This window comes from Pseudomonas sp. MF08875 (genome assembly GCF_059862525.1).
This window is the reverse complement of record NZ_JCBCUW010000016.1, coordinates 1-14,642: the sequence shown is the minus strand read 5'-3', so window position 1 is coordinate 14,642 and position 14,642 is coordinate 1. Positions and strand designations below refer to the sequence as shown.

Here is a 14,642-nt window from a genome sequence, read left to right as displayed (position 1 = left end):
AAGATGATGTCGTTATGCTATCGAATTAGCAGTGTGGCGGACGTGCTTAGCCGGTAGAAGACGGATGGGGAGCAGGCGTCAGTGCATTCTGCGTATGAGCCATCAGCTTTTCGCCAATGATAAGACCGGAATTTCTGCAGACGATCTGCTCGCGATAAATCGCCGGCGTTGCTGTGGCGCCATCCGACCTCATTTCTGTTGTGGTCGAGTCAATGCTAGGAGCAAGATTTTGACGACCGTTGATGCCCAATTTTGCAGTGATGAAGATGACTGCACGCTGCGGCAAACGAATCAGGACACCCCTGATCTCTTTGCGTTTGACTGTGGGCAATTACCGTTCGAACGGATGGGTGATGCGCACTTTGAATTGCTCTTGGCTGACCTTTACGCTGCGCGAGCAACAGATGGTTCGGAGGATTGGTACGACAAAGCTCGCCGTCTTAATGATGGAGCTGACCAAGGCCGCGATGTCATACTGTTCGAGGATTCCTCTCCCGTCGGCGTAATTCAATGCAAGCGCTATAACGGGATCGTATCCCTCGCCATGGTCATCCAGGAGATCTGCAAGTTCTTCCTTTACGCGACCATCAAGCCCGGCATTGCATCAGCACCAGGTGAGCCATTTCGCTACTACGTTGCAGTTTCTGATCGAGCAGCCGGCAAGCTGTTCGAGTTCATGGAAGCGAAGGGCAGGCAACGCTTCGAAGATTTGAGATCAGAGTTCGAGGAGAAAGCGTTTGCTGCGCGTAAAGCCTCCGCGACCTTAAGAAAGCACGCAGCCCTGAAAAACCTCACGAAGGAGCATCTGTGTGATTTGGTATGGGCTAGGATCGACAATCTGCATACCGCTTTACATAAGAAAGATGACCTCTCTCGGATGGTGGGTGCATATCCTGACATCAAGTCGACCTATTTCCGGCTTGAGTCGGACACCGCAAAGATCGTTGGAGAGCTAAAAGGCTTTTTGCAGTCGTGCAACTTGGTGGTAAGCGACGAAGAAGCGGAGCTCATCTCTGGGATCCGCACGGAATATATAAAATTAAAGCTCGGTCGCCACCATCGATTCAACCTCGCCTTGGTGCAAGGTCAAGAGCTCTTGCCTTTCATGCAAGGAATGCTTCAACCCAAGGCTGGAACGCTTTATAACAACTTTGGATCGCTGCCGGTGCTATTGACCGCAGGTGCAGCGGCAGCTACCCCCGCCGATTGGCAGGAGCTGAATCAGCTCGTCGATGGATTCGACAGCCAAGCAGTTGTGTTCGTGGGATGCGGTGACGTCTCGGGCAGTCAGCTCCTCGATTGGAAGAGCTCTGATGAGATGATCTGGATTGATCCACAATGGGATCCCGCCCCGCTACAGCGATACCGGGCAGGATGGTGTTGGGTCAAGGATCCCACGCAGAAAATATTCAACTGCTATGTACTGGTTGAAAATGAGACAGGTGAGACTAACTACGGTCATGCAGACGTCTCCCTACGGCTGGCGTTTGAAGATCTTATCCTCTGGCCAACCTTGGGTAATGATTTTACAAATCCTATTTCGAATCCCAAATCGCAATTGCGACGGATCATGGCCAGCCAAAAAGAGGACAGGTCTAAGCGGCCTAACCTTGTTTTAGCTTCTCTCAACGTAATCAGCCTTGAAAAGGTACTGACCTCAGTTTCGGATCACTATGGCCAGCGCACTCAGTCCACTATTGGAATGGCCATTGCTAATAGTAACTGCGTCCACGCGTGCGCTGCAGAGCTGTACAGTGCTACAGGCATTTTCCCGGCAATTGATGCCGAGTTTGCGACTCGACCAACTCCGATAACAGTGAATCCACCTGGTCGTGTCATGCGCCGAAGCAGCAGCGGCGCCTTAACGTTCATCCTAGACTGGACAGCAGAGTTGACCCTCCTTTCGGTGCAGGCGCACCGACTGATGGAAGATTGTGTAACAGCGGATATGGCTCCGGCTTCGCTTGAGTTCCATGAGCTATTCGACCGTTATCCCCCGTACCCAGGTTACTTGGCTGCTGTGAGAAATGAGCTGGATCTGCTCAATACTCTTGTACAAGGCACAGGTCTGTCGGACTACTCAGGATTTACTTATCGAACCCGATTTGGTGTCAGAGTAGGAGAGCATTTCCCGCTGGAGAAGCTTTCCACTTCTGGTGAATGCGTTATGAGAACCGTCCAGGCATTGAGCTATTTGAATGTCCCGGTCAGCAGCCAGTGGTCATGTGCACCGGAGCTGCAGGGCCATATTCGATATGACGACCCGGAGCATGGGGAGGTCAGCATCATGGCCTGGTCAAACAACAGTTATCACGTGAGGCAAATGGAGGCAGACCTTTTTGATTGGGCCCGGCAACCCATTGTGCATCCCAACCTGATTGTCTTTGCTCAAGGACGCGGAAACGTCGGTGACAGGAAACCTGGTCACGGTCGATATGACTTCACTACCAGCTCCCCTGCTCCTAGAGGGTCAATCACCGAACCTGCCATTGCGAGAAACGTTTACATGTTCAGTCTGAGCGAGATTGAATCGGTTTATGACGACCCCATGGCACCGTCGCCGGAGCGATTCATGGAAGATATTTTTGAGCGAAAGGGGAAGCTAGATGCTCAATGAGCTGGTGGAGATCATAGGGTGTCGAGCTCTGGATGCGGGCTTTTACGAGGCCAGTACGCAGCAGTATTTATCGACTGATAATCCAAACTGGCCCGACGGTGAGCTTGAGAACCAGCTCGGCTATTGGGAATCTTCCTTTGCTTCCATCTTACTGGTGAATATCACCACTGAGACAGGTGCTGAAGCCTTAAGAAAAGCCAAACTCGCAGAGACCTTCCTCGATTCCGCCATTGTCCAGCGGGAGAGTTCGGGCCTCGTCATTGATGGCTACCTTGTACTTGCCACCACCCAAGTGAGTGACGAGTTCAAGGCGTTCCTAATCGATATTGAGAGGGATATCAGGTTCGTCAGAAAGCATGTAGTGACGTGGGGAGCGAATGGGTGGGAGCGCTATGAGCGCATCACGCCGTTAGGCTTGGAGCGATTCGGCGAGCATGAGGAGCCTGCGGTCTTCAACTCGGACGATACCGGGTACATTCAGCTTTTAGAGTTACTGGCCGAGGTGGGAAGCGAAGAGCTTGCCGAACGCCATGGCAAAGAATGGAATCTCAATGAATAACCTGCCAATCAAATTTCTTTCCGTCACCATCCAGAATTTTCGGGGTATCCCTGACGAGTTGGTGGTGCCATTGGACGCACCCTTGACCGTCATTCATGCGGCCAACGGGACTGGCAAAAGCACCATCTGCTACGCATTGGAATGGTTGATCACCGGAAAAGTCGATGACCTCAATACCGCGCCACTGGAGTGTCAGTGGGGGAAAGGCACGACCAGTGTTTCCGCAAAATGCCTGATTGACGGAAGGCCGCACTTGCTGACCCGAAACAACACCTCGCTATGGATGACCGAGAAGGGCGCGAGAAAGAAAAAAATCAACGATGAATACCTGCTTGAGATGCTCACGCCAGCGTCGATTTCCGGAAGAAGCACCATCGCGTTGCGCAAAGCGAAACGCGGTTGGTTGCGCAATAGCCGCTGGCTCTACTCCAACTCCCTGTCGTTGTTGATCGACAACAATAAAGCGGACGAGCGTCAGCAGATTTTCGCCGACATCCTCGGCTTTGGCCATCTCACGAGCACACTGCGAGATTTGCGCGAATATAGAAAGGCATTGCCGAACACCAAGGGCCTGGTGGACGGCATCAGTCGGCTCAGCGATGAGATCGAGGCGCTGGAGCGTGCGCTAGCGATAAGCTCTCCAGTGAAAGACAGAGCATTGGGCAATCTGGCGACAATATTCAAAGACTTACCCCCATCAGCAGAGGGCAGCCTGGGTGATCGCCTGAAGGCAGCGCAGCTTCGTGTCGCGATGTTCAGTCAGAAACACCAGAGAGAAGCGAATGCACTGAGCACCCTTTCAGAGCAATGGTCGCAATATCTCAACTCTTTGAGCCAGATTGAAACACTTCGCCAGTCGGTTGCCACCGTGGCTGATGAGCAGAAAAAAGCTAGTGATGATCAGGTCATCCGGTCATCGGAGTTGTCCGAGGCACAGTTGAAGGTTTCAGAAAGTGAAAGGTCAATCAAATGGGCTGACGACAGCCTAGCGACGCTTTACCGCTGGTTACCTATCACTGCAAACCCAGGCGTCGTGGAATTCTTTCGAGAAGGGGATATCACTCAGGTTGACCTACGTACCAAGTTTGTAGAGCTCACCTGGCCTTCGAGTCAACAGGAGCAGTGGCAGGCGGCCCTTGATTTGCTGTCCAGAAACTTACCAAAAATTTTGGAGTGGGAACGTCAGAAGCAGGAGTTGATGGCCAACCCAGTAGCTCCTGCCACTGATTTGGATGACGCAGTTCGCCTAGCTAATGAAGCAAGTAATGCCCGCGTCCGGGCAGAAGCTGATTTTGATGCGTTTTCAAACGTTTTAGACAAGCTGAAAGCCATGGGAAGCGAAATCGTCCACTCTCATGAAGATGCGCATTGTCCGCTCTGCAATCATGATTGGGGCACGGTTGAAAAATTGCGGATAGAAATTTCCACGGGGCAACAACTGCTTGCACCAGCGCTTGAGATCGCCGCAAACAATTTGACAGTGGCTCGCCAAAAAGAACAGGAGGCCACGGCAAAACTCGCGCTAACCAATGCTCAGAAACAGGCCTATGACAGCCATCTCTCCCGCTTGAGCTCGGTTGTTCAGGAACTGAAGTCGTTCGCTACGAAAACCAAATATCTGGAGACTATGCAGGTTCGGGACTTTTCCGGGCTGAACGCTGTTGGTCTTGCTCACCTGAGCAACCGGGTCACCTCAGCGATACAGTTGGGGTTGGTTTTTGAAAAGCTGGCTGAGGTGGAGACGTTTTTCGACATTACCCCTGAAGGCGGAGCTGGCAGCCGGGTGTCGACGTCAATCGCACGTTTTGTAAGTTATAAAAAGCATTTTCAAGATCAGATTGACCTGTACAACCCCGCGAAAACCCGTCTTGTTCCGGTTGTCCGGGCACTTGCGGAGACCATTCAAGCAAAGGCGGGGGTGATTGCAGGTATCAATACCAGCATCGCGGCGGCGCAGAAAGTCACTGGGAGCTTCGATTCCCTATGGAAGGAGGTGTTTGGCGATCAACCTGTTTTGACTGAGTCATATGAGTTGATGCGCCAACAGGTGAATCAGCGAGGTGAAGACGCTGCGACCTACAGAGGCATGCTTGCCGAATGCGAGGCTGTGGTGAGCGTTGATACTGATTCGATGAAACTCAAGCAGCTTCAGGAAGAGCGGCTTGCGTTATCCCGCAAGTTGGAAATCGGCTCAGGCTACATCGCCAAAGCGGATCTCGCGATCGAAAACTACGCCATGCATGTGAAAGATTTCACCGCTTCAAGCCTTAAACCACTGCTCAGCCCCGCTGCTGAGCTGTTCTCTCGGATGCATGCCAACGAGGTTTATAAAGGCTTAGGTGTTTCTGAGGGCGGGGATGCGCTGAAGTGGACTGTCTTTGCGGAAGGACATGAGCCAGCGCTGGACGCAGAAGGGAAGCTGAGCCAAGGACAACGCCAGGATCTGGCATTATCGCTCTACCTTGCTAGGGCTCGAAACACCGGGGGAAGCTTTTTCCTGGATGAGCCCATAGCGCATTTGGATGATCTAAATCGGGTGGCCATGTTGGACATCTTCCGCCTGGTCGCAACGTCCATGCCTTCTATGAACCTCATTCTGACTACTGCAAGTGATGCGCTTGCCCGGCACATGGCGCAGAAGTTTTCGAGCATCACAGACAGGCACCTTTTGAACATGATTCACCTGGAAGGAAATCCTCGTACCGGGGTCAAGATGACTGTCCAGAGCAACGCAGCAGTATCAAGCCAGCCTGGTTAGCCCTAGACGTCGTGTGACGCTGAAAATTTGCGGTTGTTGGTCGGGCGCGCTCGTCAGTGCCTTTTCCTTTGGTCGATTCGCTTTCCCAAGGGTTGAAAACAGGAACGACCATTTTGATAGAGAAGCCGGTTAGCTCCTTGGAAAGTGATCTAATAGGGAATTGCGGGTCGCATCCAAACGGATCAACCTCCTAAGAGATTTAACATTGCAAGCAGATGAAAAGCGTTACCCCAGAGATAGGTTTACGAAGCAACTTGTCCGAATCTGCAAGGCGCTGGATGAGGTATCGGTTCGCGACATTTCCTACGACTCATATGGCACTACTGCAACGTGTCATTTAGAGGCTACCGAACTTTGGGTCGTTGGTTCATACGCACGGGGTGCGCTTACCTGCGGGGACTTGGATGTCGTTGTGAGTTTTACTGCCGCTGGAGCGGGTCTACCGATGCCACAGATCCTGTCCAGGGCGTTTTTCGGCGCTACGCCCGGTGTTCGGTTCTACAGCGGTACGCCGGAGGTGAACAGGTCGGGGGCTGCGTTTCCAGATGCGGTGCTGATCTGGTCAACGCAGGATTGCGATTGGCAGGCTCGGATTGATTCGATCAAGCCGGATCTGGAAGCGGGCAGGGCTGCCCGAGATACCGCTTCTGTGCCGCTACGCGCCGAGCAGATGCGCTTCCCTAGTTGCACTCTGAACGATGTTGCGCGATGGGAGCGCGACGGTATTCTGGAGTGGGATTTTGTTTCCTTAGATAACGAGCTGCTGAGCGCTGTGCCTCCACAAGAAATTGGGAGTAAGGAAAGGCAGCTGTTTGAGTGCATAACAGGCATGGGGCAGAAAACCCTCGACTTGATACCTGCCGTGTGGCGGGTCATGCGGGAGGCGGAGCCCGGCGCTTCCTGGAAAGCCGCTGAGAGAGAAAAGGCGACATTGAGGTATGGTGGAACCTTGATTCATGTGGGCGTCCCTGCTTTGGACTTGACGCATTTTGAGAACGCTAAGGTGAGGCAGTTGATGCTGGTGCCACATCGCACTGCGCGTGGCCCTAACGGAATGTGGCTCATCCGGCGTGGCCCCAAACATCCTCATATGCTGGGTCTCAAAAAATGCTGCATTTTCTACGTTGGCAAGCCAAGCATTCAGGCTGTGGCCAACCCTCTGCAGGAGGTGGGAGATGCGCGCATCATTGAGGTTTTCGACTTGAAAGCTGATGCCAAGGAGGCGCTCAAGAAAATGAAGCTGGACTCTTCGCAGGTGATCCAAGCGAAAGGATTTGCACTATACGAGCTCATTATTCGCGCTGACGCGATTCAATATGGCGATGATCTGATTTCATTCACATCCAACAGGCTATCAGCATCGGTAAAGACATAGCTCTCTGGGCTTAAGACGCCACAGAGGTCGTCTCAGTAGTTGCTGTAGAGTCGCGCACCGGCTCGTGATCGTGACGATTGTCATCTTTCAAAAGAATTTCCGCTGACGCCACCTAGGGTGAAGATCAAGCGGCATCAGGCACGGGGCTTAGGTTTGCCCCACCATCTAGATAGCAGAGGGACTATGGATCCAAGCAATGGAAGGCCCACGGAAGGTGAGAAGAGCCAGGTGACGGTCATATTCGGAAAGCGCAATTCTCTCCGCAATCCTCTTCCCGTTAATACTATCCTCATCGTCCCAAGCCAAGATGATTGGAACGACTTTGGTCTTCGAACCCGGATTGACGTTCGCATATGTCTCTCAGAGCATTCAGAGCCTTTCGCTACCGCCGGTTTTATCGGCTTCGTTACCAATTCGAAAGATGAACCCAACGGCGCAATTCGATTAGAGGAGATGCTGGACAGCACCTTAAACATAGAGCTGCCTGTAACCGATTCACACAGATTTTTCACCATGCTACCCAGCATGGATGCTTACCGTGCCCTCGTGCGCAAATTTGGTCCTGCCAGATCGGTCGAAGCACTGAAAGCAATGAGGGATTTAGTTGCCCTCAACGAATTCAAGAACAGCGCGAACTGGCTTGATATTGCGGCCCAGTCTGACGTTTTTTTGAAGTCTTTCATGAGAAATGCTGAGTCCTATTTTGCATATAAAAACGCCGGCTCCATCCTCAGGGGACTGGAGCATGAAGAGTTCGGAAAGCTATCAGAGGTCTTTGATATTCATTTCCGATTACCAGGCCGCCAAAATGATCACGAGCTAACCTTTCGATTCAGTCATGATAATGACCTGCCGAAGCGAATTGCAGTGGTCATCGGTAAGAACGGTGTAGGGAAGAGTCAAGCACTCGGCCGAATCGTACGCGCGGCTTTGAGCGGAGATGGCTCGCTTACAGACGGAAGTATAGGAGGGCGTGTTCTCGTCAACCGCGTCCTGGCCTTCGCTCCGACGAATGAAGCTGGATCAGTGTTCCCTGGAGAGCGGCGCAAGCGGCCTAAAGTCTGGTATCGACGCTTCTCTCTTAATCGCTTAGGGAGGATACGTAAGGGCGTGGGCGTCGCTGATCAGGTACTTCAAGTAGCTCGATCTCAAGAATATATTGGAGAGTCGACGCGCTGGGATATTTTTCTTGGCTCGCTCCAAGCCATCGATAACTGGGAGCAGATTTCACTACCACTTCGTAGGAATAAACATGACGCACTTTCTCTCAGGCGCTTGAGACAAGGCGGCGAACAGCAAATTATTGAAAATTTCGCCTCCATCGATTTGCGACGGGAACCTGTGCGGTTGATCGACGGAGTCGGCTACCCTTTAAGTAGTGGCGAAATTTCATTTGTACGGTTCTCTGCGCAGGCGAGCCTTCATGTAGAAAATGGCTCGCTTATACTTTTGGACGAGCCGGAGACGCATCTGCACCCAAACTTCATCAGCCAATTCGTCTCGCTGTTGGACAATCTGTTAGTGCAGACTGGCTCCGCTGCAATTATCGCTACACATTCAGCCTATTTCGTTCGTGAGGTTTTTCAGGAACAAGTGTCGGTACTACGGGCAGATCAGGATGGTTTCGTAAGTGTTGAGCGGCCAGCTTTACGTACGTTTGGAGCAGACGTCGGGGCTATTTCTTACTTCGTATTTGGTGAGGATGAACCATCGCAGCTTGCCGCTGCACTTGAGGCAAGGCTTCTAGGGCGCTTCAGTACATGGGAAGCCCTGTATAACAAGTACAAGGATGAACTTTCGCTCGAAATTTTAGGGGCGCTACGAGAATCGATGGAGGGTGAGGTTCTTGAATAAGATCCCGCGTCCCAATATTGATGACGGTTTGGCATTGTTGAACCTGGCTCATAATAGAAGGGCGGCGAGTTACCCGCACTTACAGGCGTCTGTTGGAACAATCCAGCAAGCCTATGCCCAATATGAAAACGCTGCTGGTAATGCTTTTGCAGTCGCTGCAGTGGGCATTTCACCATTAACTCAGACTTATTTAAAAGCGCATTACAAGTCGCCGCCTAAAGACCTTGTGCATATTACCAAGCTACGTCTAGGTGGGGAGTATTTGATATGCCCGATGTGCGGATCATCCCATCGTGGAACTTTAGATCATCTTCTGCCACAAGATAGTTACGGGGTATTTGCAGTCTTTTCTCTTAATCTCGTCCCCGCTTGTAAATGTAACAGCCTGCGACAGGAGCTATTGATAGGGCCAAATCCCGGTGAACGCATACTGCACCCTTACTTCGACGATTGTTTATCTACGCGACTCGTCAAGGCGAAAATCAGCGATCTTGGGCCAGTTCCTAAGATATCGCTAGAGTTATGCGTCAACCATGCTCATCCAGATTATTCAGCGATTGCGTTTCACGTTCGCTCGATTGTCCAGCGTACCCCTATCACGGGATTCTTCAGTAACAGATGGGTGAGTCTCTGCCGCCGGCCGAGCTTGGTTGTGAGGGCGCTAGAAACCAACCCACCGTCTTACAACGCTCTTAAGCGTGTTCTTTTGAAAGAACTGCGCTTGCTCGACGACGTCCATGGGGGTCGTAACAACTGGCATTCGATGTTCATAGCCGGTTTACTTGATCGGACGGTACTAACCTGGCTGTATTTGCAAATTAATAATCCCGAACGATTGGCGGATGCTCCGTTGATTTAGCTGTAGTATTTCTCTGCGCAGCCGTCCACTGGCGCGTGCTGCGAACGTCACTTCTCGAATCAGTCGTCGGGGCTGACAGGTTCGTCATTGCGCCTGAATACGGTAACGTTTCGTATGATCGGTGTACCGTTTACTGTTCCGACCTCCGCATCCTCATCTCCCACCTCATAATTTTCGCTCCAGCTTTCGCTAATTACTGTTCTGACAAGCTCCGCTAGGTTTGAGCTTGGCCAAGAGGAATCTCCAACCATCGCCCTAGGCCACTGTGTTTGGCCTACGGTTAGCACTGACCCGCTGTGCTTCGGGACAACCCAAATATTGCTTCCTATCTCGAAGAAGCTTTTGAACTCTCTCGGATGAACATCGTCAGTGTCCTCCTCATATGAGAATTCTCCATCAAATGTGATGGTCAGTTCCGAAACGTTCTGAAATCGATCCCGTATCTCAGTGACGTTGAGCCAGTCACTTGGGCCTTGGCAAGCTATCGGTAGGTCACCAATAGCTCCTCCACACTCAAGCACAATCTCTGCACATCGGGCTTTGTGAAGTTCATCAGATCTAGACATTCCGATGATGCTAGCCTGCTCTGTTGCCCAAGCCGCCAGCTGTTCTTTAGACGCAGTTGGCAAAGCGGAATCGCGAGACGCAGTCAAGGTTTCGCCTACTAACAAACCTTGGATATTTGACATCCGAGAGGCACGAAGACCTCCGATCGTGACCCATCCTCCATCCGCACCAAAGAAGCTGCTTGGCTGGATGAATGCGCGCCCCAATGGTTTGCCGGTCTCATCAAAGATCGGTCGTATTGCGGAAATGCTCGTCCCTGTTCTGTACCTGCTAGGCATACCTAACGGGTTCAGTCGGACGAGTAAATCTGTATCAGGAAGGTCTAGCCAATCCCCTGAATTGATTGCAGAAAGTGTTTCGCCGGCTTCTTCAACTTCAATCGAAACGTCCAAGTTTGGCGCGATCGATGCGATGAGCTGCTTTAGAGTCAGCACGTTGCCACCGGCTTTACTGTTGTAGAGTATTCCGCCTTTACTGCGGGGATCGGCCTTCAGCAGAATCTCAATTCTTGTTCCGCCATCCACTGGAGCTTGACCTCGTGTCGATTGAGCGAGGATCGGGCGCGATACAGTGCCGTCCCTGAATTCCAATACGCGAGCGGCGTCTTCGCCTAAGTCAAACCTGCGGGATATTACCCTTACTAGCGATCCAATCATAAAAACTGAGAAAAAGCCGATGCCGTATCGTCCAATCGCGTTCATGCCCTTTGCGATGAGACCCGGGAACTCTTGAGATGCGAGGGTTGAGCGCCAAAAGGATGTACCGAAGTCAATTAACGGGCCGGTCAAAACGAGCTCCGACATCCCAATACCATTGTCTTCCACTGTCAACCAGTGCCCATCTTCTTTTTCGCTGAGTGACACCACTATGGCGCCCCAGCTTTCGCGTCGCCCTATTTGATAGCGCCTACGAGCTTGGATAGCGTCGGTGCTGTTTTGAATGAGTTCTCTGATCACCACAGTCGGGTCATCACCATAAAGCTTCGCACCGCCTAAAGTTTCCACAACTTTCGGGATGTCAGATACCTTCAACTGAGTGTCCACTGGACGCCATCCTCGGGTATGAATAGTTCGGGCCAGTGACTCGGGACTGCCTGCTCCCTTGACCCGTCGCGCTCGGAAGAACAGTCCTTTCGCTCTGTTCTGCATCAGCAGGTCGACGTTCTGCAATTCGCGATTTACTGCTGAAATCGTGTCATATGCCAGCCACCATGCATCGGCATCTGCAATATCAAAAGGTGCACCAGCGGTAAAAACCACAGCTTCGTGCTCGATATGAGGCGCAGCTAGGCGCTCTTGGAATGACCAGTGCAGAGCAGATATGCCTTTGGGATGCGTTAGCGCTCGCAAAAACCTGGGTGCTCTGCGTTGATCCAAGTGGAGCGCGTCCGCAATACGGAGCAAACAAGCAAGTTTGACTCGATCAATCTTGCATTTTGTCTTGCCTGCAAGAGCACCGAGATCTTCCGATAGCTCCTGTTCTACGCGGGCGACCGACCACCAGTGGCTGTGGGCAATGAGTCCTATTGTCTCGCCGTAGAAAAACCGTACCTCGGCGTCGTCAATTAAATAAAGCGTATCTCCATTAGCAGACGGCCACCCTTGCTTTGCTAACTTTTCAGCTTGCTGTGCGTGTAATTGGCGTAGCACTTCAGGTACTGCGCTATCAACGATGCTTGGCGGAGGGTTATTTACTTTTTCGGGATCAAGCTGATCCTCCCCGAGCAAGGCCGTCACGGTATCTTTCCACGAAACGGTCTCCTTCAAATCTTCAAGACCGTTCGGATATGCCGCAAGACTCATTGCCGAATCGTGCAGGAGTACACTTGCGCCGAACACGAATGCTTCGGCGGGAGTAATGGTCAACGCTCCTTCCGAAACGAGAGATGCTGTCTCCCATAGGGCGTCTAGATGGCTGATGTCATGGACTGTCATGCCTGGCATAGCTGTTACGATCTGTGCAACCAGCTGACCGGCTTTTTCCCGCATGGCCAGGTATCTTTCCCGGAAAAATTCCTGCTCTGCGGTTGTAATGTCTATTTGTGGATTGACGAATGCATGGCGCCACAACCAGGTTAAGCGAAAATCAGACGCAGCAGACATGAAAACTCTCCCTGTAGCGTTGCCCTGATCAGCGGAGACCTTAGTCAACATCGATCCCTTGGCGACGCCGTTGCAATACGTTAATTGATTATCGAGGATTGTCTCAGTAGAGGAAAAACCTTGAATCGCACTCACAATGTTTTAAACGGTTGTTCATGTGTCTGATGCTCCTAGGCGCTGAGCGGCGCTATTGGATCTGTGCCAAACGGATTCCCCGAAACAAATGTACCCCGAGCCCATCCGGGGGCACGCATTCCTCGCAGTAGTCGAGCTCATCGCATTCGTTGTAAATCAATAACCGATAAACGTCGACGGGAGCTTGGAAGCGTCCAACGATATATATCGTCCTAACCCAGTGTACCTGCCTTGGTCGTATTCGCCGCCCTTAGGCCACTTCTCGCAGCACTTTGCACACCTCCCTCGCAGTGAGGGCAGGTGTGGTCTCATCTGTACGATCGTTTAACCTCATGTGGAATGTCTACGATTCCCTCGTTGTTTAGCCGAGGATACACCGCAGTCATGAGTACGAATGAGATTACGCAAGGGGAACAGTGGAATGAAGCTTTTTTTGGACTGTGAGTCTACTCAGCTCAACCAGGATACAAAGCTGATCTCATTGGCTTTTGTCTCGGAGGCCGGCGACGAGTTTTATGTGGAGATGACGGATACCTACGAGGTCGAAGACTGCAGACTTCGTAACCCTGAACGTACTGCCGCAGTTGGATTTACCCCTCTATGGGATTTCATTCGTGGGGGCCCAAGCCGCACTAAAGGTTTTCCTCGGCAGTATCGAAGACCAACTGGAAGTCTGCTCGGACGCCCCAGAATGGGATTGGGATTTTTTCTGTCAGCTCGCGTATGTGGATCACAAATAGCCAAGCCATGTGGCGAACAGACCCTCCAACCTGATCCGTTTGTTCAGGCATTTTGAAGACGACGACCTCGCTGGGGTAACACTTTCAGAGCTTCCGCATCATGCGTTACTCGATGCCCGGCTCCTCGCTGAGCTTTACCAGCGCCTGGCAGCGGCCTCCAAGTCGATTGGTGATTGATTGTGATGGCTCATAACGAAGAGCGCCGTCATTGAGAGATGGCCAGACGAAAGGCACTATGGGCGCTTGCCTCCCTCTCGTCAGGAGACCCCAAGGCGCTCAACGTCGTAGATCTTCTCGATGATATCGAGCTACGTGAGCGGCATGACACGTCAATATGCGCTCGTTCCGTATGTACGGATCTTTGCCGGGGCAGGTGTGGGCTCAAATATGTGCTTGCAGGCGCCTGCAGAGAGAGACGAAACAGATCCAATGATGATTATGGTTCGAGATGCAAGGTAACCCGAGCCGCATTCGGCTTGGCGGGATTTGACGACTTACATAGGGATGGGACATAGCATGGCAGTCAATCAGCAGATTACCCATAGCCTGAGTATCAAGAAGCTACAAAGGGATTGCATCGTTGGATGAGATTCGATTGGATGAAAAGTCCCTTACAGCTAAGCGCTTCGTTGGCGCATGGAAATCCTGACGTTAAGGGTTATCGCGTCCGCTAAATACGCGGACACCATCGCCCTTAATGCTGGAGTTCGGAAGGTGTGTTCCCGGTACGCTTATGGTGCGTGTAGGGCTCAAAAAACCATTGCATCAGATTAAAAGTTACCCACAAACTGCGTGGGTATTTCTGTGGATAACTGTCTATGCGCTACAACATATACGGGATGCACAGGATTGATCACAAACTGACCATCTCTGTTTGCACTAGCAGGAGTGCACTCTTGATATCCTTCTGTATCTCGGTAAACCTTGGAATATGTACATGTTCATTCTGGTCCTGAATTCATAGAATAAGCGCAACGCTTGAAACGAGAGGCAGAGAGCCAGCCACCGGTAGAATCCAGGCTCTCACACCGAAGGATTCAAGCGCAGATGACTACGCATTACCGGCAGCTGACTCA

Annotated in this window: 8 protein-coding genes; 7 read left to right on the top strand and 1 reads right to left on the bottom strand. The window is 51.8% G+C overall.

The annotated features are described in order from the left end of the window. Positions 1 to 229: 229 nt before the first annotated feature. The 6 genes from AC19YT_RS11330 to AC19YT_RS11305 all read left to right on the top strand — a co-directional run bounded on the left by AC19YT_RS11330 (position 230) and on the right by AC19YT_RS11305 (position 10,022). Positions 230 to 2,617 carry an ABC-three component system protein gene (locus tag AC19YT_RS11330; protein ID WP_500610259.1) on the top strand — a complete coding sequence of 796 codons (2,388 nt, stop codon included), beginning with the start codon at positions 230 to 232 and terminating at the stop codon, positions 2,615 to 2,617. Next, the gene (locus AC19YT_RS11325) at positions 2,607 to 3,176 is read left to right on the top strand and encodes a hypothetical protein (protein WP_500610258.1); all 570 of its coding nucleotides are present in this window, start codon (positions 2,607 to 2,609) and stop codon (positions 3,174 to 3,176) included. Before AC19YT_RS11330 ends, AC19YT_RS11325 begins: the two co-directional genes overlap by 11 nt. Continuing rightward, positions 3,169 to 5,934, top strand: coding sequence for an AAA family ATPase (locus tag AC19YT_RS11320; protein ID WP_500610257.1), 2,766 nt, complete (start codon positions 3,169 to 3,171; stop codon positions 5,932 to 5,934). Before AC19YT_RS11325 ends, AC19YT_RS11320 begins: the two co-directional genes overlap by 8 nt. Positions 5,935 to 6,379: 445 nt before the next feature. Next, positions 6,380 to 7,309, top strand: a complete 930-nt coding sequence (locus AC19YT_RS11315; protein WP_500610256.1) for a hypothetical protein — start codon at positions 6,380 to 6,382, stop codon at positions 7,307 to 7,309. Positions 7,310 to 7,492: 183 nt separating this feature from the next. Continuing rightward, positions 7,493 to 9,163 carry an AAA family ATPase gene (locus tag AC19YT_RS11310; RefSeq protein WP_500610255.1) on the top strand — a complete coding sequence of 557 codons (1,671 nt, stop codon included), beginning with the start codon at positions 7,493 to 7,495 and terminating at the stop codon, positions 9,161 to 9,163. Then, the gene (locus AC19YT_RS11305) at positions 9,156 to 10,022 is read left to right on the top strand and encodes a hypothetical protein (RefSeq protein ID WP_500610254.1); all 867 of its coding nucleotides are present in this window, start codon (positions 9,156 to 9,158) and stop codon (positions 10,020 to 10,022) included. The genes AC19YT_RS11310 and AC19YT_RS11305 overlap by 8 nt, the downstream gene beginning before the upstream one ends. Positions 10,023 to 10,081: 59 nt before the next feature. Here the strand turns inward: AC19YT_RS11305 and AC19YT_RS11300 are convergent, their stop codons facing one another. Continuing rightward, entirely contained in the window at positions 10,082 to 12,691 is a 2,610-nt protein-coding gene (locus AC19YT_RS11300; RefSeq protein ID WP_500610253.1) for an HD domain-containing protein, read from the bottom strand. A gap of 556 nt (positions 12,692 to 13,247) precedes the next feature. Between AC19YT_RS11300 and AC19YT_RS11295 the strand changes: the two genes are divergently transcribed. Next, entirely contained in the window at positions 13,248 to 13,622 is a 375-nt protein-coding gene (locus AC19YT_RS11295; protein ID WP_500610252.1) for a hypothetical protein, read from the top strand. Positions 13,623 to 14,642: the final 1,020 nt, after the last annotated feature.